The organism is Glutamicibacter sp. BW78 (assembly GCF_002332245.1).
Lineage (GTDB): Bacteria > Actinomycetota > Actinomycetes > Actinomycetales > Micrococcaceae > Arthrobacter_H > Arthrobacter_H rhombi_A.
In genome coordinates this window covers 456,791-475,293 of record NZ_NRGU01000038.1, presented here as the reverse complement: position 1 = coordinate 475,293, position 18,503 = coordinate 456,791, and the positions used below count along the sequence as shown (strand labels likewise).

The 18,503-nt window shown below is 65.7% G+C and carries 19 protein-coding genes; 7 read left to right on the top strand and 12 right to left on the bottom strand.

Annotated elements, in window-relative coordinates; translation table 11 throughout:
- Positions 1-387, bottom strand: coding sequence for an MGMT family protein (locus CIK75_RS12530; RefSeq protein WP_086999673.1), 387 nt, complete (start codon positions 385-387; stop codon positions 1-3).
- 58 nt (positions 388-445) lie between these two features.
- On the opposite strand from CIK75_RS12530, the gene CIK75_RS12525 reads away from it, so the two are divergent.
- The 4 genes from CIK75_RS12525 to CIK75_RS12510 all read left to right on the top strand — a co-directional run bounded on the left by CIK75_RS12525 (position 446) and on the right by CIK75_RS12510 (position 4,192).
- The gene (locus CIK75_RS12525; protein ID WP_086999671.1) at positions 446-1,126 is read left to right on the top strand and encodes a 3'-5' exonuclease; all 681 of its coding nucleotides are present in this window, start codon (positions 446-448) and stop codon (positions 1,124-1,126) included.
- Positions 1,127-1,417: 291 nt separating this feature from the next.
- Positions 1,418-2,326: a MetQ/NlpA family ABC transporter substrate-binding protein gene (locus tag CIK75_RS12520; RefSeq protein ID WP_086999669.1), complete on the top strand. Its 909-nt coding sequence runs from the start codon at positions 1,418-1,420 to the stop codon at positions 2,324-2,326.
- Between the two features lie 115 nt (positions 2,327-2,441).
- Positions 2,442-3,536 carry a methionine ABC transporter ATP-binding protein gene (locus CIK75_RS12515; RefSeq protein WP_096224390.1) on the top strand — a complete coding sequence of 365 codons (1,095 nt, stop codon included), beginning with the start codon at positions 2,442-2,444 and terminating at the stop codon, positions 3,534-3,536.
- Positions 3,533-4,192 (top strand): methionine ABC transporter permease, encoded by a 660-nt coding sequence (locus CIK75_RS12510; RefSeq protein ID WP_086999665.1) that lies wholly within the window; start codon positions 3,533-3,535, stop codon positions 4,190-4,192. The genes CIK75_RS12515 and CIK75_RS12510 overlap by 4 nt, the downstream gene beginning before the upstream one ends.
- Positions 4,193-4,310: 118 nt before the next feature.
- Here the strand turns inward: CIK75_RS12510 and hemL are convergent, their stop codons facing one another.
- The 8 genes from hemL to hemE all read right to left on the bottom strand — a co-directional run bounded on the left by hemL (position 4,311) and on the right by hemE (position 13,231).
- Positions 4,311-5,624: a glutamate-1-semialdehyde 2,1-aminomutase gene (gene hemL / locus CIK75_RS12505; protein WP_086999663.1), complete on the bottom strand. Its 1,314-nt coding sequence runs from the start codon at positions 5,622-5,624 to the stop codon at positions 4,311-4,313.
- 2 nt (positions 5,625-5,626) lie between these two features.
- Positions 5,627-6,610: a porphobilinogen synthase gene (gene hemB, locus CIK75_RS12500; protein ID WP_086999662.1), complete on the bottom strand. Its 984-nt coding sequence runs from the start codon at positions 6,608-6,610 to the stop codon at positions 5,627-5,629.
- A gap of 63 nt (positions 6,611-6,673) precedes the next feature.
- Positions 6,674-7,615 carry a uroporphyrinogen-III synthase gene (locus tag CIK75_RS12495; RefSeq protein WP_086999660.1) on the bottom strand — a complete coding sequence of 314 codons (942 nt, stop codon included), beginning with the start codon at positions 7,613-7,615 and terminating at the stop codon, positions 6,674-6,676.
- Positions 7,616-8,620: a hydroxymethylbilane synthase gene (gene hemC / locus CIK75_RS12490; protein ID WP_241895429.1), complete on the bottom strand. Its 1,005-nt coding sequence runs from the start codon at positions 8,618-8,620 to the stop codon at positions 7,616-7,618.
- On the bottom strand, positions 8,617-9,831 hold the full coding sequence (locus CIK75_RS12485; protein WP_086999656.1) for a ferrochelatase: 1,215 nt from the start codon (positions 9,829-9,831) through the stop codon (positions 8,617-8,619). The genes hemC and CIK75_RS12485 overlap by 4 nt, the downstream gene beginning before the upstream one ends.
- The gene (gene hemQ, locus CIK75_RS12480; protein ID WP_086999653.1) at positions 9,828-10,532 is read right to left on the bottom strand and encodes a hydrogen peroxide-dependent heme synthase; all 705 of its coding nucleotides are present in this window, start codon (positions 10,530-10,532) and stop codon (positions 9,828-9,830) included. Before hemQ ends, CIK75_RS12485 begins: the two co-directional genes overlap by 4 nt.
- Positions 10,533-10,596: 64 nt before the next feature.
- Positions 10,597-12,075 carry a protoporphyrinogen oxidase gene (hemG, locus tag CIK75_RS12475; RefSeq protein ID WP_086999651.1) on the bottom strand — a complete coding sequence of 493 codons (1,479 nt, stop codon included), beginning with the start codon at positions 12,073-12,075 and terminating at the stop codon, positions 10,597-10,599.
- 85 nt (positions 12,076-12,160) lie between these two features.
- A complete protein-coding gene (hemE, locus tag CIK75_RS12470; RefSeq protein WP_086999649.1) occupies positions 12,161-13,231 on the bottom strand; it encodes a uroporphyrinogen decarboxylase in 1,071 nt (356 codons plus the stop codon).
- A 191-nt stretch (positions 13,232-13,422) separates the two neighbouring features.
- Here hemE and CIK75_RS12465 point away from each other — a divergent pair, with 191 nt between their 5' ends.
- The gene (locus tag CIK75_RS12465) at positions 13,423-14,799 is read left to right on the top strand and encodes a glutamyl-tRNA reductase (RefSeq protein WP_087000041.1); all 1,377 of its coding nucleotides are present in this window, start codon (positions 13,423-13,425) and stop codon (positions 14,797-14,799) included.
- Between the two features lie 37 nt (positions 14,800-14,836).
- On the opposite strand, the gene moeB is transcribed toward CIK75_RS12465, so the two are convergent.
- The gene (gene moeB, locus CIK75_RS12460; protein WP_086999647.1) at positions 14,837-16,021 is read right to left on the bottom strand and encodes a molybdopterin-synthase adenylyltransferase MoeB; all 1,185 of its coding nucleotides are present in this window, start codon (positions 16,019-16,021) and stop codon (positions 14,837-14,839) included.
- A 127-nt stretch (positions 16,022-16,148) separates the two neighbouring features.
- Between moeB and CIK75_RS12455 the strand changes: the two genes are divergently transcribed.
- On the top strand, positions 16,149-16,730 hold the full coding sequence (locus CIK75_RS12455; RefSeq protein ID WP_086999645.1) for a TetR/AcrR family transcriptional regulator: 582 nt from the start codon (positions 16,149-16,151) through the stop codon (positions 16,728-16,730).
- A 67-nt stretch (positions 16,731-16,797) separates the two neighbouring features.
- Positions 16,798-17,025, top strand: coding sequence for a DUF3107 domain-containing protein (locus CIK75_RS12450; RefSeq protein ID WP_086999643.1), 228 nt, complete (start codon positions 16,798-16,800; stop codon positions 17,023-17,025).
- A 69-nt stretch (positions 17,026-17,094) separates the two neighbouring features.
- Here CIK75_RS12450 and CIK75_RS12445 read toward each other — a convergent pair whose 3' ends face one another.
- Both CIK75_RS12445 and CIK75_RS12440 read right to left on the bottom strand, forming a co-directional pair.
- The gene (locus CIK75_RS12445) at positions 17,095-17,775 is read right to left on the bottom strand and encodes a 4a-hydroxytetrahydrobiopterin dehydratase (protein ID WP_086999641.1); all 681 of its coding nucleotides are present in this window, start codon (positions 17,773-17,775) and stop codon (positions 17,095-17,097) included.
- 43 nt (positions 17,776-17,818) lie between these two features.
- Positions 17,819-18,490 carry a ferritin-like fold-containing protein gene (locus CIK75_RS12440; protein WP_086999640.1) on the bottom strand — a complete coding sequence of 224 codons (672 nt, stop codon included), beginning with the start codon at positions 18,488-18,490 and terminating at the stop codon, positions 17,819-17,821.
- Positions 18,491-18,503 lie beyond the last annotated feature (13 nt).

Sequence of the window (18,503 nt, the reverse complement as noted above, 5' to 3'; positions counted from 1 at the left end):
TCAGAGCATGCGCCCCCGTCGTTTTGGTGCGGTCTCCTCGACGACCACCGGGGAGGCCAGGGTCGAGGCGAGCTCGTCGAGGATTGCGAAGGCCTCCTCGTCGGGCTGCCAGCGGGCCGCCGGGACCCTGACGCGGCCGTGACGGAGCGGTATCGATTCTTCGACCCAATGCGGGGTGGCCCGGGCCTGCAGATCGGCCGGCAGGGTTCCGTCGGCGCGCAGCACACGCCACCAGGGCAGCGCGCCGTCCGATCGCGCCATCGCGGCACCAACCTGACGGGGGCCACCGAGGCCCAAAAGTTCGGCGATGTCCCCATAGGTCAGCACCGACCCCGCAGGGATGTGGCGGGCCAGCCGATGGACGGCCAGGGCATAATCGGCTGACATGGTTCCAGTTTAGGCGGGCCGGCGCCATATCGTCGGCAGCTGACGATACCGTGGGGGCATGGATAACTGGCATGAGCTCCCCCGCGCAGCATTCGACCTCGAGACCACCGGCAAGGATCCGCAGGAGGCCCGCATCGTGACCGCCTCCGTCGTGATCGTCAATGGGCGGCAGGAAATCATCAACCACCGGGAGTGGCTCGTGAACCCCGGGGTACCGATCCCCGAGGAAGCCGCCGCCGTGCATGGGGTGAGCACCGAGCAGGCGGTCGCCTCCGGGCAGGATCCCGCCACTGCCGTCGCCGAGATTTCCGCTCATTTGCGCGATTTGTTCCACACCATGCCGGTCCTGGCTTTCAACGCCGGATATGACTTCACCGTCCTGGCCCGGGAGTCGGAACGCCACGGGGTTCCTGCCCTGGAACCGGTCCCGGTGATCGACCCGTTCATCATCGATAAGCACGTGGACAAGTACCGTCGGGGCAAGCGCACGCTGACGGCAATGTGCGAGCACTATGGCATCCCGCTGAATAATGCCCACTCTTCTGCCGCGGATGCGGCAGCGACCGTCGGGGTGGCCGATGCCCAGGTCGCAAAGTACGCACAGGTCCTGGCCGTGGATCCTGCCGAACTCCACCGTTTGCAGATCAGTTGGGCTGCCGAGCAGGCGGCAAGCCTGCAGGAGTTCTTCCGTCGCAAGGATCCGACGGCGGTCGTGGACGGCACCTGGCCGGTCCGCTGATCGAATCGACGGCTGGGTATCCCGCGAAACCGTCACACGTGAGACATGTCACGTAGCTTCTTGCGCTCAATGATGATCCCCCGAATGGGCGCGTTCTTAGGGCGCCCCGGGGCGGCATCGCACAGCGGGCGGCCGACAACTTCTTCGTTACGAAGATTATTCGTCCGAACCCAATATTTCGGCATGTGAATTCGATTTCGTGAAGTCCATTGTGGTTGATCAAATGGATTCATTCGATTATTGGTGTCCACTTTGAGGCACCGTTCACTTCCAGCCGGAAAGAACCCCAGTATGTCAAAACTCCAGTTGTCCTTTGCCAAGTTCGCAGCGCTTGCGGCGGTGACCACCCTGGGTCTCAGCGCCTGCGGAGGGAGCTCCGAAGCATCTTCCGCCCTTCCCGAGGACATGACGTCGGTGACCATCGGTGTTGCCGACGGCGCCGAGTCGTACTGGCAGGTCTATAAGAAGGTGGTGAAGGAGGAGACGGGCGTCGACGTCTCCTTCAAGAACTTCTCCGACTACAACCAGCCCAACCCGGCCCTGGACCAGAAGCAACTTGATCTCAATGAGTTCCAGCACCTGCAGTACCTGGCCACCTACAACACGAAGAACGACAAGGATCTGCAGCCCATCGCGGGCACGGCGGTCTACCCGTTGCCGCTGTACTCCACCAAATATTCTTCGGCCGAAGAGATCCCCCAAGGGTCAGAGATTGCCATCCCCAATGACCCGACGAATTTGGCGCGTTCGCTGATCGTGTTGGAGTCAGCAGGACTGGTGGAGATCAATGGCGGCGCCGATTCCACGTCGACCCCGGCCGACGTGGACACCGCCGCTTCGAAGGTCAAGGTGGTGACCGTGGACGCCAAGATGACCGCCCAGAACCTGGATTCACTCGCCGGTGCCATCGTGAACAACAACTTCGCCACGGCTGCGGACCTGAGCGACGACGACATCATCGCCCAGGACGATCCCGAGGCGGATTCGACGAAACCGTACATCAACGCCTTCGTCGCCCGGGATGCCGATAAGTCCAATCCCACCCTGATCAAGATCGCCAAGCTGTACCACGACCCCGAGGTCGTCAAAGCGATCAAGAAGGATCTAGGCACCGGGGGCGTCTTCAAGGAGAACAGTGCCGAGGACCTCCAGTCAGCCCTGTCGACCATTGAAGAGAACATGAAGGCCGGCTCCAAGTAATACCCCGGGGCCCCGCCACCGAAACCTGCTGTGGCTCCTGCACCGGACACCCCGGAGCCGGAGCCATAGCGGCTTTCATGGGCCATTCATCTTCCGTCGCGAGAAAGGACCTGCGGTGGCATCCATCGTCAGTTTCCGCAAGATCTCCAAGGCCTATCCGGGCCGCGGAGCCACCAAGGGCACCCCCGTACATGCGCTCCGAGACGTCACCTTCGACATCCAGAAGGGCTCCATCACCGGGGTCATCGGCTACTCCGGGGCCGGCAAGAGCACCCTGGTCCGCCTGATCAACGCTCTCGAACTACCCACGGCAGGCAGCCTGACCGTCAATGGATCCGAGCTCACCGGAATGGGCGAGAAAGACCTGCGGGGGTTGCGTGGTGGTATCGGCATGATCTTCCAGCAGTTCAACCTCTTCAATTCGCGCTCGGTGGCCAAAAATGTCGAGTACCCGCTCATCGTCGCCGGCTGGACGAAAGATCAGCGGGCTGCCCGTGTCGCCGAGTTGTTGGACTTCGTGGGGATCTCCGAAAAGGCCAAGCAGTTCCCCAGCCAACTTTCCGGCGGCCAAAAGCAACGGGTGGGTATTGCCCGCGCCCTCGCGACGAACCCCGAAATCCTGCTGGCTGACGAGGCCACCAGCGCCCTGGACCCCGAGACGACGACCGAGGTGTTGGCACTGCTGAAGCGGGTCAATCAGGCGTTTGGGACCACGATCGTGGTGATTACCCACGAAATGCACGTCGTGCGATCGATCTGCGATCACGTGGCTGTGATGGAGCAGGGCGCCTTGCTCGAACACGGCCCCGTCTACGACGTCTTCGCCTTCCCGCAGAACCCTGCGACCCAGAAATTCATCAGCAGCACCATCGCCGATCGGCCGAGCGCCGATACCGTGGCCCGCCTGCAGGTCCTGCATCCGGGCCGGTTGGTCAGCATGACGATCTCCGAAGCGCCCGGGGCCCGGGCCGGAACCAATCAGCGGGAAATCTCGTCGCTGCTGGCGTCCTACCCGGCGGTCCACGATTCGGTGGTCTACGGTTCCGTCACCGAAATCGCCCAACGCCCCTTCGGCTCGCTCACCTACGTCCTCGAAGGCCCCGAAGCCGACGTCGACGCCGTCATCGAGGGGCTGGCGAAGATCACCACCGTGCAGCAATGGCCCCCGATGGCAGCTGCCGGTTCCGACGTCGAAGGAGCGAAGCCATGATCGACTGGACCACGATGGGCCCGTTGCTGTTCTCATCCATCGAACAGACCCTCTACATGGTCATCATCACGATGATCCTCGGGGGGATCCTCGGGCTGCTGATCGGCATGCTGCTCTATGCCACCCGGCCCGGCAACATCTTGGCTAATACCGTGGTGTTCAATGTGCTGAACTTCGTGATCAACCTCGTCCGGCCGATCCCGTTCATCATCTTCATCTCGCTCGTCGGCCCGTGGACCTTGCAGGTCATCGGCACCTCCATCGGCACCAATGCCGCCATCTTCCCGATGACGCTGATGACAGCGGTCGTTTTGGGGCGGATCGTGGAACAGAACCTCGTCGGCGTCGATCCCGGGGTCGTTGAAGCAGCCCGCGCCATGGGTTCCAGCCGCAGCCGGGTGCTTTTCGACGTCGTCCTCCGCGAGTCGATCGCGCCACTGGTGCTGGGCTATACGTTCATCTTCATCGGTGTCGTGGACATGTCTGCCGTGGCCGGGTACATCGGTGGCGGCGGCTTGGGCGATTTGGCCATCACCTACGGCTACCAACAGTTCAACTACGCGGTCACCCTGCTGGCCGTGGGAGTGATCGTCGTGATCGTTCAGCTCGCCCAACTGCTGGGCAACCATCTGGCCAAGCGCATGATGCACCGCTGATCACTACCGGCGCAGAACAGGCGGCGATCTTTCCCCCGCTGGGGGAATCGAACGCCGCCTGTTCCTGTTTCCGGCAGCGCAGCCCACAGCGCCAGCGCAGCCAGTAGCTGCTGCGCCGCTAGGCCTGCGGCACCGCTGCGGCTGCTGCACGGGCGGCAGCCGGCAAGGCTCCGATGATGCGTTCCATGGCAGAATCGTCGTGCGCCGCCGAGAGGAACCACGCCTCGAAGACGCTCGGGGGCAAGTAGACCCCGGAGTCCAGCATGGAGTGGAAGAACGGGGCATAGCGGTAGACCTGCTGGCCCTGCGCCTGCTCGTAATCGTGCACCCCGTGCTCGGAGGTTCCGAAGGCCACGGAAAAGAGGTTCCCGGCGGTTTGGATGGAGTAGTCCAGCCCGGCGCCATCGAAGGCCTGCCGCACGGCGGCCTGCAGTTCCCTACTGCGGGCATCCACGTGGGCGTAGACCTCCTCGGTCGCGTGGGTCAACGTTGCGATGCCGGCGGCCATGGCCACCGGGTTCCCCGAGAGGGTTCCTGCCTGGTAGACGGGTCCCAGTGGGGACAGGTAGTCCATGACCTCGGCGCGGCCACCCAAGGCTGCGGTCGGCAAGCCGCCGCCAATGACCTTGCCGAAGGTGAACAGGTCGGGCGTCCAACCGTCGGAGGCCCCGGTGAGGCCCCAGTAGCCGCCGGGCCCGGTGCGGAACCCGGTGAGGACCTCGTCCAGGATCAGCAACGAACCGTGGGCTGTGGTGATCCGCGAGAGGGCTGCATTGAATCCCTCGGCCGGGGTCACGACCCCCATATTGGCCGGGGCGGCCTCGGTGATCACGGCGGCGATCCGCTCGCCGTGTTCGGCGAAGGCAGCCTCGACGGCTGCGACGTCGTTATACGGCAGCACCAGTGTTTCGGCGGCGGTGGCCGCGGTGACCCCTGCGGATCCGGGCAGGGCCAACGTGGCCAGACCGGAACCGGCTGCTGCCAACAGTCCGTCCAGGTGTCCGTGGTAGCAACCAGCGAACTTCACGATCAGGTCGCGTCCGGTATATCCACGGGCCAGCCTCACGGCGGTCATCGTGGCCTCGGTGCCGGTGGAAACCATGCGCAGGCGTTCAACGGCCGGAACCCGGTCGCTCACGAGTCGGGCCAGCCCGGCCTCATCGGGGGTCGAGGCTCCGAAGGACAACCCACGGTCCACCGCGGCGTGAACGGCTTCCTGGACTGCCGGGTGCCGATGGCCCAGCAGCGCCGGACCCCAGGAGCAGACCAGGTCGACGTAGTCGTTCCCGTCGGCGTCGGTGAGGTGGGCACCATCGGCGGCCACCATGAACGGGGGCACGCCGCCGACCGAGCCAAAGGCGCGGACCGGCGAGTTCACTCCCCCGGGCATCAGGGTCCGGGCGGTGTCGAAAAGTTCCTGTGAGGTGGTCATGGTTATTTTCCTTCCTTCAGCCAGCCCGCGAGTTCGGCGGCCCAGTAGGTCAAGACGGTGTCGGCGCCGGCACGGCGGATGGACAGCACGGATTCGGTGACGGCGGCGCGGCGGTCGATCCACCCGTTGGCTGCGGCGGCTTCGATCATCGCGTACTCACCGGAGATCTGGTAGGCCGAGACCGGGACCGGTGACATGGCGGCAACGTCGGCCAGGACGTCCAGGTAGCTCATGGCCGGTTTGACCATGACCAGATCCGCTCCCTCGGCCAGATCCAGTTCAACCTCATGGATGGCCTCGCGGCGGTTGGAGGCATCCATCTGGTAGGTGCGCCGGTCCCCGCTCAGCTGCGAATCCACGGCCTCACGGAAGGGCCCGTAGAACGCGGAGGCGTATTTCGCGGCGTAGGCCAGCACCGACGTGTCGGCCAGCCCGGCGGCATCCAGGGCCTGCCGGATGACGGCGACCTGGCCGTCCATCATCCCCGAGGGGGCGACCATATGGGCGCCCGCCTCGGCCTGGACGACGGCCATTTGCGCGTAGATCGCCAGGGTGGCGTCGTTATCCACGCGGCCCTCCTCGTCCAGGACTCCGCAGTGCCCGTGGTCGGTGAATTCATCCAGGCAGAGGTCGGACATGATGACAATATCGTCGCCGACTTCTGCCCTGACGTCGGCGATGGCCCGGTTCAGCACCCCCTCGGGGTCGATCCCGGCGCTGCCGGTGGCATCACGGTGGGCCGGGATACCGAACATCATGAACCCACCGAGCCCCAGTTCCACGGCCTCGACGGCTGCGCGTTTGAGCGAATCGGTGGTGTGTTGCACGACGCCGGGCATGGAGGTGATCGGTTGTGGTTCGGTGAGGTCCTCACGGATGAACGTGGGAAGGATGAGCTGGCGCGGGGCCAGATCGACTTCGGCGACAAGCCGACGCATGGCGGGGGTGGTACGCAGCCGGCGGGGCCGGTGGGCGGGGAAAGACATCGTGGCCTTCAGCTCTCTGCCCCGGGTGGCATGCGGGGCGTTCGTGGTCGGGGGTTCGTGGGTTCAGTCTGGGTGGTCGGTGGTGGCGGGTTCACCCGGTGGCGACGGATCGTGCACCGCGAACTCCCAAGCGTCGGCCAGCCCGGCCGGGGTGGGCGTGGAGGCGATGGCAGCAGGTTCCCAGCCGTTGCGGCGCAACTCCTCGGCGGTGGAGTCGCCGATGGCGATGGCAGCTACCGTGTCCGGTGGCGTGCCGACCAGGGCCAGGTAGCGCCTGACGATGCTCGGGGAGGTGAAGAACACGGCGTCCACTGACTCCGGGACACCTCCGTTCCGGGTCAACACTGCGGGTTCCACCAGGGGGGCAGGTGCCGGTTCGGCTTCCGGTGCGCGCAGACGACGCGATGGTTCGGCGGGGGCATCAACGGTGCGGTAGGCGGTGACGACGAAGGCGTCGGCACCCCAGTGGCGCATGCCGTCGGCCAGTGTGGAAGAGGCGATATCGGCTTGGGGCATGAAGACGGTGCTGCCGGGCCCCGGGCGGGAGATGGCGGGCCATTCGGCCAACATGCCACGCGCCGAGTGGTCGGTCTCCGGAGCAAATTCCACGGGCAGGCCAGCTGCCGTGGCCGCCCGGGCCGTTGCCTCGCCGACAACGGCGATTCGGGTCGGTTCCGGAACGGGTATCCCGCTTCCGGTGGCCGGGATTCCGCTGGGTTCTCTGCCAGCCGATCCCGCTCCAACCACGCCCAGTGCGGCGGAGCGCTGCTGCAAGGCCAGCACCGTGGTGCGCGAGGTGAGCAGGAGCCAGTCGAATCCGCCGTCGGCCAGGCGACGGATCCCGTCGTCGATCCCGGTGGTGTCCTCCGGGAGTTCAAAGTCGATCAGCGGGCACAGCAGGGTTGTCGCGCCACGGGCTGCCAGTTCGGCCACGGTGGGAGCGGACCGGTCAGCGCTGCGCAAGAGCAGCGCCGACCGTCCGGCCAACCATCGGCGATCGGGCACCTAAAGGCCCGCCATCCGGGCGGCCCCGGCGTCGAGTAGTTCCTCGGCCAGAGCGATCCCCACGGCCTGGGCGCCCTCGATGTCGAGGCGTTCGGTGGTGGCGCTACGTCGGATCCAGTCACTACCATCCGGGGCGCAGGCAACGCTGTCTAACCGCAATTCACCGTCGACGATCCTCGCCAGGGCGCCGATCGGTGCCGAGCAACCGGCCTCGAGTCGGCCCAGCAGGGCCCGCTCTGCGGTGATGGTCATCCGGGTTTCGGGGTCATCCAGGACCTTCAGTGCTGCGTCGACCTCGGAGTTGCCGGTGCCACCGGCACGGACCTCCACGGCCAACGACCCCTGCCCGGGCGCCGGGAGCATGATCTCGGGATCCAGGTACTCGGTGATGTGTTCGCCCAGGCCCAACCGTTCGAGTCCTGCAGCGGCCAGCACGACGGCGTCCAAGTCACCCTGGACACCGCGGCCCACCCCGCCGTCGTCCTCCGGTGTGGCCGAACCGGCGACCCGGCCCAGCCGGGTACCGACGTTCCCGCGGATGCCCACGATCTGCAGATCGGGCCGGGCAGCCTTCAGTTGGGCGCCCCGGCGCGGGGATCCGGTGCCGATTCTGGAGCCCGGTGGAAGCTGATCCAGCCTCAGCCCGTCCCGGGCGCAGAGCGCATCACGGACGTCGACCCGGACCGGCGTGGCCGCAATGACGAGGTCTTCTGGTTGGGCCGTGGGCAGGTCCTTGAGCGAATGGATCGCCACATCGCAGCCGCCCTCAAGCAGCGACATCCGCAGCGCGGCGGCGAACACCCCGGTGCCGCCGAGCTGGGATAACGGGCCGGAGGTGACGTCGCCCTCGGTTTTGACCCGGATGAGCTCATGCCCCTGCCCGGAAGCCGCGCTCAGGGCTTCGGCCACCGTGGTTGTCTGGGTCATGGCCAGCGCCGAACCACGCGTCCCCACACGGAAGCCGGGCTCCGTCGTCGTTCCCTGTCCGGTCATTTCCTCGCTCATGATGCGGGCACCCCCACCTCGGAGTCCACGGCGGCGATGGTCGGCTTGATCGTGCCGTCACGCATGATCTTGGAGCAGCAGTTGGGACGGCAGACATCGAACCAGGGGCCGAGCTCGACCTCGCTCTGCCGGCCTGCAAGCAGTGCCGAACCGTCGGGTCCGGCGATCCGTTCGGAGACCAGGTCCACGATGCCGCGGACAAACTTTTCGTGCGTGCCCGGGGTGGCTGCCCGGTTGAAGGCCAATCCCAGTTCCTCGCAGGTCTCCTTGGCTTCGGTATCCAGGTCCCAGAGGACCTCCATATGATCCGAGACGAAGCCGATCGGTACCACGACCACGCCTCCGGTGCCCGACGCGTGATAGTCGGCCAGCGCGTCGTTGATATCCGGTTCCAACCACGGGGTGGCCGGGGAACCCGAACGGGACTGGAAGACCAGTGAGTGTTCGAGGCCCGTGGCCTCGGGAACCTGGGCCAGGATAGCCTCGCCGACGGCCAGGTGCTGGGCCGAGTACACATCGGTGTCCAGTGTGGGCGCCAGATCCCGTGGGCCGGCGGCTTCGGCGTCGGAGAGCGGGATGGAGTGGGTGACGAAGACAATCCGTACCGGCGCCTCGGGCGTGCCGGCAGCGGCGAGCTGGGAGCGCACGTCGGCCAAACCGGCGGCCACACCTTCAGCGAAGGGGTCCACGAAGCCCGGGTGGTCGAAGTACTGGCGGACCTTATCGACCTCGAGGATGCCCTCGAGCCCGGTTTCGCGCAGGGCCACGCCCAGGTCTTCGCGGTACTGGCGGCAGCTGGAGTAGCAGGAGTAGGCGCTGGTGGAGAACATCAGCACCTTCCGGTGGCCGTCCTCGTGCAGGGCCTTGAGCGTCTCGGGGATGTAGGGGTCCCAGTTGCGGTTGCCCCAGTAGACGGGGATGTCGATCCCGCGGGAGGCCAGTTCGGCTTCCATCGCCGATTTCAGCGCCCGGTTCTGGGCGTTGATCGGGCTGATGCCACCGTTGGCCCGGTAGTGGGTGGCGACCTCTTCGAGACGCTCATCGGGGATACCGCGGCCGCGCGTGACGTTGCGCAGGAACGGGATGACGTCTTCCTGGCCTTCGGGGCCGCCGAAGGAGGCGAGCAGGATGGCGTCATAGGGTTTGGGTTCCATCCGCCCTGCGTCGTCGTAGCCGGTCCGCGGGTCGAAGGACTGCTCGGGCTGGCTCATCGCAGCACCTCGGCAACCTCGGCGGTGCTGATGCGTTTGCCGGTGTAGAAGGGGATCTCCTCGCGGACATGGTTCCGTGCCTCGGTGTAGCGCAGGTGGCGCATGAGGTCGACGAGATCGATCAGTTCGGGGGCTTCCAGGCCCAGCAGCCACTCCCAGTCGCCGAGCGCGAACGAGGCGACGGTATTGGCCTGGACCTGGGGGAAATCCTTGCCGAGCATGCCGTGGTCCCGCAGCATCTTGCCGCGCTGTTCACCCTCGAGCAGGTACCACTCGTAGGAGCGGACGAAGGGGTAGAAGCACAGCCACTTCTGCGGTTCCTTGCCCAGGGCGAAGGATGGTGAATGGTTCCTGGTGAATTCCGCATCCCGGTGTACTCCCATGGCGGAGAAGACCAGGGTGGTTTCGGCAAAGAGGTAAGTGCGCCGGATCTTGCGCACGGCCTCCTGCAGGCCATCGGGTTTCGGGCCATGCAACCACACCATGATGTCGGCGTCGTTACGCATCCCCGAGACGTCGTAGGTGCCGCGCAGGACGACGCCGGCCGTGGCCAGCTCGGTGACCAGGGCGTCAAAGGCTGCGACGCCTTCGCTGCGGTCCAGGTCGGAATCGCGTTTGAACACGGTCCACAGGGTATAGAAGAGCTCTTCCTCCGGGGCCTCGGACGTGCCGGTTTCGGTGGTGGAAGGTGCTTGGCTCACGGTGTGGCCTCAACTTTCTGCTGCTGGATATTTCGGTGGGGTCTTGGCGGCCGGTTGGCCGCAGTCAACTGGCGGTGATGGAGGTGCGGGCCCTCGTGTCGGCGACGACCGAGGCCAAACCGGTGCCGGCCAGCCAGGCGCCGACGACGTCGAGCCCCGGTTGTTCGGCCAGGGCGGCACGGAAGGCATCGACCCGGTCCCGGTGGCCGGTGGTGGCGAAAGGCAGGGCTGCGTCATAGCGGACCACGTCCCACCCGACCACATCGGCTGCCGAGAGCCGGACACCCATCAGGGTCGAAGCGTCGGAGATGGCGATATCGCCCAGGACGGAGTCGTCTGCGGGGATCGTGTCGGGGCCGTCGGAGAGGCGTCCGTAGGACAGCCGAAGCACATGGGTTCCCGGTCCTGCCTCGTCGGCGAGCCACCCCCATTTGGCCGTGGCATGGGTCAGGGCCTTTGCCGTGACACCGGGGGTTCCGGGAGCAACCAGCAGACCGGTGCCGCGTGGTGCCGCGTCGAGCTCCGGCTGGTCCACGACCAGCGTCACCAGCGCGATGCCGTGTCCGGTCTTCGGTCGCAGGGCGGCGGCATCGGGCAGGAGGCCGGCCAGTAGATCCACGGCGACCGGCCCGGGGGTGGCGATGATGACCCGTTCGGCGGTTTCGGGGGCCGCCTGGCCTTCGACGGTGACCTCCCAGTCGCCCTCGGAAAATCCTTCGGTGGGCGCCTTCCGAGCCAGGGACAGGACTGTGGATCCCACCTGCAGTCCGGTACCCGCGGTTTTCAGCTCGTCCAGCAGTGCCTCGATCAGTCGGTGCATGCCACCGGCCAGCCCGGCGACGGCCGAACCTGCCGGGGCCGAAGCCCGCAGTGCGGCGACGCCTCGAGCCAAGGAATGGTGTTTCACCATGGCGGCGCGTAGCCCGGGGGCGACCGTATCGACGTCCAGGGTGGTCGGATCGGCCGAATGCACTCCGGCAACGATGGGGGTCACCAGTCCGTCCAGGACTGCTTGGCCCATTCGGGCCTGAACGAGTTCGCCCAAACTGATGGGTTCCTTGGCCTGGCGTCGGGTCACCGGCATGGCCAGATCGGTGGCAGCCCGAACACAGCCTGCCGCACCGATCACCGCTTTAACGTCCTCGGCCCAAGGATCCGCGGGGATGCCCAGGAGGGCGGTGGCCGGCATCCGGAGGGCCCGGGGGCCACCCCGTTTGGCGTGATCGGCTGCGTGGTACAGCCAGGAACCTGCAGGATTCGGCGTCTGGATCGACGCCTCCAAGCCCAGTTCGGTGGCCAGCTCGGCGACGGCGGTGGAACGGACGGCGAAGGATTCGGCGCCCGCGTCGAGTTTCAGCCCAGCCACCTCATGGGATGCCACGCTTCCACCGAAGCGTGAGGAAGCGTCAAAGACGTCAACGTGGTGTCCTGTGAGCGAGAGTTCGCGGGCCGCCACGAGCCCGGCGATCCCTCCGCCGACCACGATCGCGCGGGGCGCCGAAGCATGGCCCGGAGTGCCGACGATCTTCTCGGCCTGCGTCATCCCTACGTCCTTTCCGCGCTGGAGACCCACGAAGGGTCCCCACCATTATCGCCCCGTGTCCTGATGATCAGGTGTGCACGAGATGTCAGCCTGCGGTCGGGGGGATCGAGTGGATGAGTTCCACCACCCGGGTCAGGACCTCGGGTTCGGTATCCGGGGGAACCCCATGTCCGAGGTTGACCACATGGCCGGGAGCGTGCGCGCCCGAGGCCAGGACGTCACGGACGTGGGCCTCGAGGACTTCCCAGGGGGCGGTCAGCAAGGCCGGATCGATATTGCCTTGCAGGACACTCTGTCCGCCGAGGCGTCGGTTGGCCTCGGCCAACTCCAGTCGGTAATCCACCCCCACCACGTCGGCACCGCAGTCACGCATCGCCGTCAGGAGTTCACCGGTCCCGGTCCCGAAATGCACGAGCGGCACGCCCAGGTCCTTGACCCGGGAGAAGGCCAGGGTGGAGGCCGGCGCGGCGAACTGCTCGTAATCGGCCAGCGACAGGCTTCCGGCCCAGGAGTCGAAGAGCTGGCCGGCACTGGCACCTGCTTCCAGCTGGGCGCGCAGGAACGCACCCGAGGCCTCGGCAGCCCATTCGGCCAGGGCGTTCCAGGTATCCGGGTCGTTGTGCATCATCCGGCGCGGGCCCAGGTGGTCCCGGGACGGTTTGCCTTCGACCATGTAGGCGGCAACGGTGAACGGGGCCCCGGCAAAGCCGACCAGCGGAGTGCTGCCGAGTTCGGCGACCGTCAGGGCCACCGCCTCACGGATGGGGTCCAGTGAGGCATCGGTGAGTTCGGGCAAGCGGGCCACATCGGCTGCCGTGCGTACCGGTTCGTCCAGAACCGGGCCGACGCCGGGAACGATGTCCACGCCGACCCCTGCGAGTTTGAGCGGGATGACGATATCCGAGAAGAAGATTCCCGCGTCCACCCCGTGACGGCGTACCGGCTGCAAGGTGATTTCCGAGGCCATCTCCGGGTTCAGGCAGGAATCGAGCATGTTTCCGCCTTCGCGGAGCTTGCGATACTCAGGCAGCGAACGTCCTGCCTGGCGCATGAACCATACGGGGCGCCGGTTGGGCACCCCGCCTCGGTAGGTCGTGATGAGATCGGATGAGGACGTACGCCCATCCATCAACGGGTGGCTAGCGCTCAAGGTCATGCTCCGATTCTGCCAAGTCCACCCACTGAACCGCTAATCCTTGCCACCTGCGAAGACCCTTCGTGGCCAACGACACGTTCTACGTCTCGTAAAAATCCTATTCTGGCCCGTCATTCCGGGGGATCCAGGCCCTCAGGTTAGGGCAGCCTGCATGTCCCGATGGGCACTCTAGCGGTACGATGTTGGACATTGTGGTTTTCCTAGCACTTGTCGCATCCCATTCTGATATCGACCTTGAAACGGTGGCCCGGCTGAGCGCCGCTTCCGACGGGGTCGCTTCTGCCGTGCTCGATGGCACGACCCCGGTCTCCGGCGCTGTCGTCTTGTCCACGTGCAACCGCTACGAGGTCTATTGCGAAGCCCCCGGCGAGACCGAGGTACCCGCGGCTCGTCAGGCAGTGATCGAACAGATCTCTGCCGCCTCCGGGCTGGCCGAGGATCAGGTCTCCCAGGCCTTGGAAACCAAGACAGCGGACGACGCCGTCTCCCACCTTTTCGCTGTCGGGGCAGGACTCGATTCGGCAGTCATCGGTGAACGTGAGATTGCTGGCCAGGTGAAGCGGGCCCTCATCGAGGCGCAGGCCACCGGTACGGCTTCCGGTCCCCTCGTGAGGCTTTTCCAGAGCGCCTCACGGACCGCCAAGGATGTGGGGACCCGCACCGCGTTGGGCGGCCGGGGCCTGTCCATCGTCTCGGTGGCCCTCGATCTTTCCGAGGACCTCTCGGTCGCGGCGTCCTGGTCGGAGCTCAATGTCGTCATCTTCGGTACCGGCGCCTATGCCGGCGCCACCATGGCCCGGCTGAAGGAACGCGGGGCCGCCAACGTTTCCGTCTACTCGGCTTCGGGCCGGGCCGATGCCTTCGTCGCGTCCCGCGGCGGAACGGCCATCGACGATGAGGCTCTGCCGACCGTCTTGCGTGAGGCCGACGTGCTGATCGGTTGCAGCGGCGGCGGGGTGCGTATCGATGCCGCCGAATTGCAGTCGTTGGACCGCAACGGGCGGCCCCTGGTGGCCATTGACCTGGCACTGACCCACGATGTGGACCCCGATGTCTCGGATCTGGACGGCGTCGAATTGATCACGCTGGAGTCAGTGCGCATGGCTGCTCCCGCCGAACAGTCAGAAGCCGTGGCCCAGGCCCGGGTCATCGTCACCGACGCTGCCGAGAAATTCGCCGGGCAGCAGCGCCAGCGCAGCGCAGATACCGCGATCGTCGCGCTCCGCAAGCACACCCAGAAGGTCCTCGAGACCGAAGTGCAGCGGGTCAGGGCCCAGCATGGTTGCACCGCGGCTGCCGAAGAAGTCGAATTCGCCATGCGCCGCATGATGCGCCAACTCCTCCATGTCCCCACCGTGAGGGCTAGGGATCTGGCCGCAGAAGGACGGCACGGCGATGTCGAGGATGCCCTCACCACCCTCTTCGGCATCGAGCTCGAAGAATCCCCGGCAGCCACCGGCCACCAGGCCGCGCCCGGGATCCGCGCCGAGGAACCAACCACCGGCCCGCCGGCGTTGCCCGCTACGGGTACCGACGGCCCGCCCTGCCCCGAACGCCGCGAATCCTAGCGTGCACGCCGGTGCTCCACCCCGCTGCTGACAGCCCCTAGTACATTGATTTTTCGGGTTCGATTTGTTCGACCCAGGCGGCGATGCCTCCGGCCAAATGCCGCACGTTGTCATAGCCCTGGTCGATCAGGTACTCGAGCACCTCGCCGGAGCGTCCACCTGATTTGCAGTGCAGGACCACCTCACGATCCCGCGGCAGACTGATGTCCCCTCCCAGCACTTGGGCGCGCGGAGCCAATTCGGCACCGTCGATGGACACGATCTCGGCCTCGCCCGCTTCCCTGACATCGATCAGGACAAAGTCCTTGCGCCCGGCGGCACGTGCTGCCAACAGCTCACGCAGGCCCAGCGGATCGATGGTCGGTAGTTCCTGGGCCGGTTCTCCCGCAGGGGTCATCCCGCAGAACGCCGGGTAGTCTTCCAGCAATTCGGCCGGTTGGACCGTTTCCGGGTCGGGACGCAAACGGATTTCCCGCCAGTTCATGGCCAGTGCGTCGAGGATGAGCACCCGGCCCAGCAAGGATTCGCCGATCCCGGTGATGAGCTTAATGGCCTCGGCGGCCATCACTGCCCCAATCTGTGCGCATAGCACCCCAAAGACGCCGCCCTCGGCGCAGGAGGGAACGCTTCCGGCCGGCGGCGCCTCGGGGTACAGGTCCCGATAGGTGGGGCCCTGACCGTTCCAGAAGACACTGACCTGGCCGTCAAAGCGCAGGATCGACCCCCAGACATAGGGTTTATTCAAGATCGCCGCCGCATCGTTGACGAGGTAGCGGGTGGCGAAGTTATCGGTCCCGTCCAGGATGAGGTCGTAGTCGGCGAAAATTTCCAACGCGTTGGTGCTGTCCAGGTGCACGTCGTGCAGGACGACGTCGGTGAACGGGTTGATCTCGGCAATGCTCTGCCGCGCCGACTCACCTTTGCCCTGCCCCACATTGGACATGCCATGGATGATCTGACGTTGCAGGTTGGAGACTTCCACGGTGTCGTCTTCGACGATACCGATTCTCCCGACGCCGGCGGCAGCCAGGTAGAGCAGTGCCGGGGAACCCAGCCCACCGGCACCCATCACGAGAACGCGGGAGTTCTTCAGCCGCCGCTGCCCCTCCAGGCCGACCTCGGGGATGATGATATGGCGTGAATAGCGCTTCAGTTCTTCCGGACCCAGCTCGACGGCTGGTTCAACGAGGGGGCCGGGGGCTGTTCGTATCGCATCCTGCATTTTCCCAGCTTAGTCCCAGCCGTGGATTACCCATGGGTAGAATGACTCCATCTGTAACGACGACGACGTTACGGAGGAGAGGCAGGCAGTGGAGCGCAGTCCAGAAAATTCTCAGCGGACCCCTCGGATGCCGCGGGACCAGCGGCGGCGGCAATTGCTGCAGGCCGCGCATCAGGTCTTTGTGGCCCATGGCTACCATGGCGCTGCCATGGACGAGATCGCCGACGTCGCGATGGTCAGTAAACCGGTGCTGTACCAGCATTTCCCGGGCAAACGCGAGCTCTACCTCGCGCTGCTCGACGAACATCTGGAGGCCCTCTCCCACCGGCTGCTCCTGGCCATCGCCTCCACCACCGATAATAAGCAGCGGGTCAGGGCCACCATCCGTGAGTTCTTCGGTTTCATCGCCGGTGACAGTCAGGCCCACCGCCTGGTCTTTGAATCGGATCTGATGAATGACGCGGCGGTGAGTTCCCGGCTGGAGGCCTTCAACGCGAATTTCGCCGATGCCATTGCCGGGGTGATCGCCGAGGACACCGGTCTCAGCCAGGCCCAAGCGGTGCTCTTGGGCCGGGCGATGTCAGGTATGGCCCAGGTCGCGGCCCGTTACTGGCTCGAGCTGGAGGGCGAGGTTGATCTCGACGAGGCCAGCGACCTGGTCTCGCGTTTAGCTTGGCGCGGAATTGCTCGGTTCCCGAAGGAATCCTGACGTAGATTTGACCCTGAAGCATAGGGGCGTCGCTCGAGGCGCCCACCCCGACTTAAGAGGAGCCACCATGGACGTGCGCATCGGAATCCAGAATGTTGCCCGCGAGGTTGTCATCGAATCTGCCGAGACCGCGGAACAGGTCAGTCAGACCGTCCGCGACGCCATCAGCGGCTCCACCGATCTGGTGCTCAGCGATTCCAAGGGCCGCCAGATCATCGTCCCGGCCGGTGTCATCGGCTATGTGGAGGTTGGCGCCGAGGAACAGCGCCGCGTCGGTTTCGCCGCCCAGGCCTAACGAAACACCCCGCAGAAAACTGCCGGCCCCGACACNNGTGTCGGGGCCGGCAGTTTTTCTCTGGCCACCTCAGTCGGCGGGCATATGGCCGATTTCGGTGCAGAGGCAGACCCGGTTTCCGTCGGGGTCGGCATAGACCCTGAACGCAGGGTGCCGTGTCCCGTCTCCCTCACCGGCCACCGGGCGAAGATTTTCCCGCTCGAGTTCCAGGGTGCTCAGCGCAACGTGCCGGTCCAGGTGGATCCTGTTGTTCGCCGGCGTATCGGTCACTTGGAACCAGATATTCGGGTTGCGTCCTTCCGGATCGACGACATCGCCGTTATCCGCCAACTGATATCCCAGTGCACTGGTCCAGAATTCGGCGATCCGTGAGGGGTCCTCGGTATCGATGCCCAACTCCACGGTGGTGTGACGACGCGGTTCGGCGGTCCCCCCGGCCCGCGTCGCAACCCTGGACACTGCCTCGGCGAATTCCATGTCCTGACCGGTGACCTCACCTCCTGCCTCATGGGAGGAAACCGTCAAGAAGACGGTGTCATACCGCCAGTCCAGGTCTGGGTGGTGATTGAGGTCCTCGGCAATCGCCCCCACGCCGGCGATGAAGTCGATGGCCGACGCTGAGCTGGCGAAGGAGTAGGCCGTCACGAGGGCGCCCAAACGGTACCGCCAATCGGGCAGCCCGGTCAGGGCTTCATTGAGTCGGGTCCCCGTCAGCACGGTGTCTGCCGGTTCGGTGGATGGATCGGTCATGATCTCTCCTTTCGCTCCCTGGGCCCATGCTCGTGCCGTTGGCTCAGGCAGTCAACCCCAGGGCAGCCATCCGGCGCGAATGGTTTTCCACGAGTTCGGAAAACAGGACGCTCAGGGGTTCTTCCCCGTCCGGGGTGATCAGCGCATCGTTGAAAAGACCACTTTCGGCGATCCTGCGGGCCTGGGTGAGGGCCTCCCCCAGCAGGCGCCGGCCCCACAGCGCCAACCGGGAGGCCAGCCGAGGATCTTCCTGCAGGGCTTCTTGGAGGCGTTCGTGGAGCCATTTATTCTGCTCATCCAGTGCCTGTACCTCTTGGACGAGTCGACGGATATCGGGGTCCAAACCGCGGGAGATCGCGACATAGAAATCCCCCGAGACCGAGTCGATGACATGGGCCTTCATCAAGGATTCATACCAGTCCCCGGGGCGGGTGCGATCGTGCAGGGCATCGATGGAGGCCACAAAAGGTTCCATGGAATCCGCTGGCTCGGCCCCTCGGGCGGTGATGACTTCCACCACTCGCTCATAATGGCCGAACTCATGGACGGCCAGTCGGGCCAGTGCCACCCGGTCGATGATGGTCGGAGAGAACCGTGCATCGGAGGATAGTCGTTCGAATGCGGTCAGTTCCCGGTAGGCCATGAGCCCACACAGGGCCAGTTCGGCCCGGTTTCGGGTCGCATCGTCAAGGGTCGGCGGTGGCAGCTCGGTCATGCAGGCCAGCTTA

What these genes read in the sequence shown, in the direction of transcription:
- CIK75_RS12530 (WP_086999673.1), bottom strand. Translation starts at nt 387, where the DNA reads ATGTCAGCCGATTATGCCCTGGCCGTCCATCGGCTGGCCCGCCACATC.
- CIK75_RS12525 (WP_086999671.1), top strand. Translation starts at nt 446, where the DNA reads ATGGATAACTGGCATGAGCTCCCCCGCGCAGCATTCGACCTCGAGACC.
- CIK75_RS12520 (WP_086999669.1), top strand. Translation starts at nt 1,418, where the DNA reads ATGTCAAAACTCCAGTTGTCCTTTGCCAAGTTCGCAGCGCTTGCGGCG.
- CIK75_RS12510 (WP_086999665.1), top strand. Translation starts at nt 3,533, where the DNA reads ATGATCGACTGGACCACGATGGGCCCGTTGCTGTTCTCATCCATCGAA.
- hemL (WP_086999663.1), bottom strand. Translation starts at nt 5,624, where the DNA reads ATGACCACCTCACAGGAACTTTTCGACACCGCCCGGACCCTGATGCCC.
- hemB (WP_086999662.1), bottom strand. Translation starts at nt 6,610, where the DNA reads ATGTCTTTCCCCGCCCACCGGCCCCGCCGGCTGCGTACCACCCCCGCC.
- hemC (WP_241895429.1), bottom strand. Translation starts at nt 8,620, where the DNA reads ATGAGCGAGGAAATGACCGGACAGGGAACGACGACGGAGCCCGGCTTC.
- CIK75_RS12485 (WP_086999656.1), bottom strand. Translation starts at nt 9,831, where the DNA reads ATGAGCCAGCCCGAGCAGTCCTTCGACCCGCGGACCGGCTACGACGAC.
- hemG (WP_086999651.1), bottom strand. Translation starts at nt 12,075, where the DNA reads ATGACGCAGGCCGAGAAGATCGTCGGCACTCCGGGCCATGCTTCGGCG.
- hemE (WP_086999649.1), bottom strand. Translation starts at nt 13,231, where the DNA reads ATGACCTTGAGCGCTAGCCACCCGTTGATGGATGGGCGTACGTCCTCA.
- moeB (WP_086999647.1), bottom strand. Translation starts at nt 16,021, where the DNA reads ATGCAGGATGCGATACGAACAGCCCCCGGCCCCCTCGTTGAACCAGCC.
- CIK75_RS12455 (WP_086999645.1), top strand. Translation starts at nt 16,149, where the DNA reads ATGCCGCGGGACCAGCGGCGGCGGCAATTGCTGCAGGCCGCGCATCAG.
- CIK75_RS12450 (WP_086999643.1), top strand. Translation starts at nt 16,798, where the DNA reads ATGGACGTGCGCATCGGAATCCAGAATGTTGCCCGCGAGGTTGTCATC.
- CIK75_RS12445 (WP_086999641.1), bottom strand. Translation starts at nt 17,775, where the DNA reads ATGACCGATCCATCCACCGAACCGGCAGACACCGTGCTGACGGGGACC.
- CIK75_RS12440 (WP_086999640.1), bottom strand. Translation starts at nt 18,490, where the DNA reads ATGACCGAGCTGCCACCGCCGACCCTTGACGATGCGACCCGAAACCGG.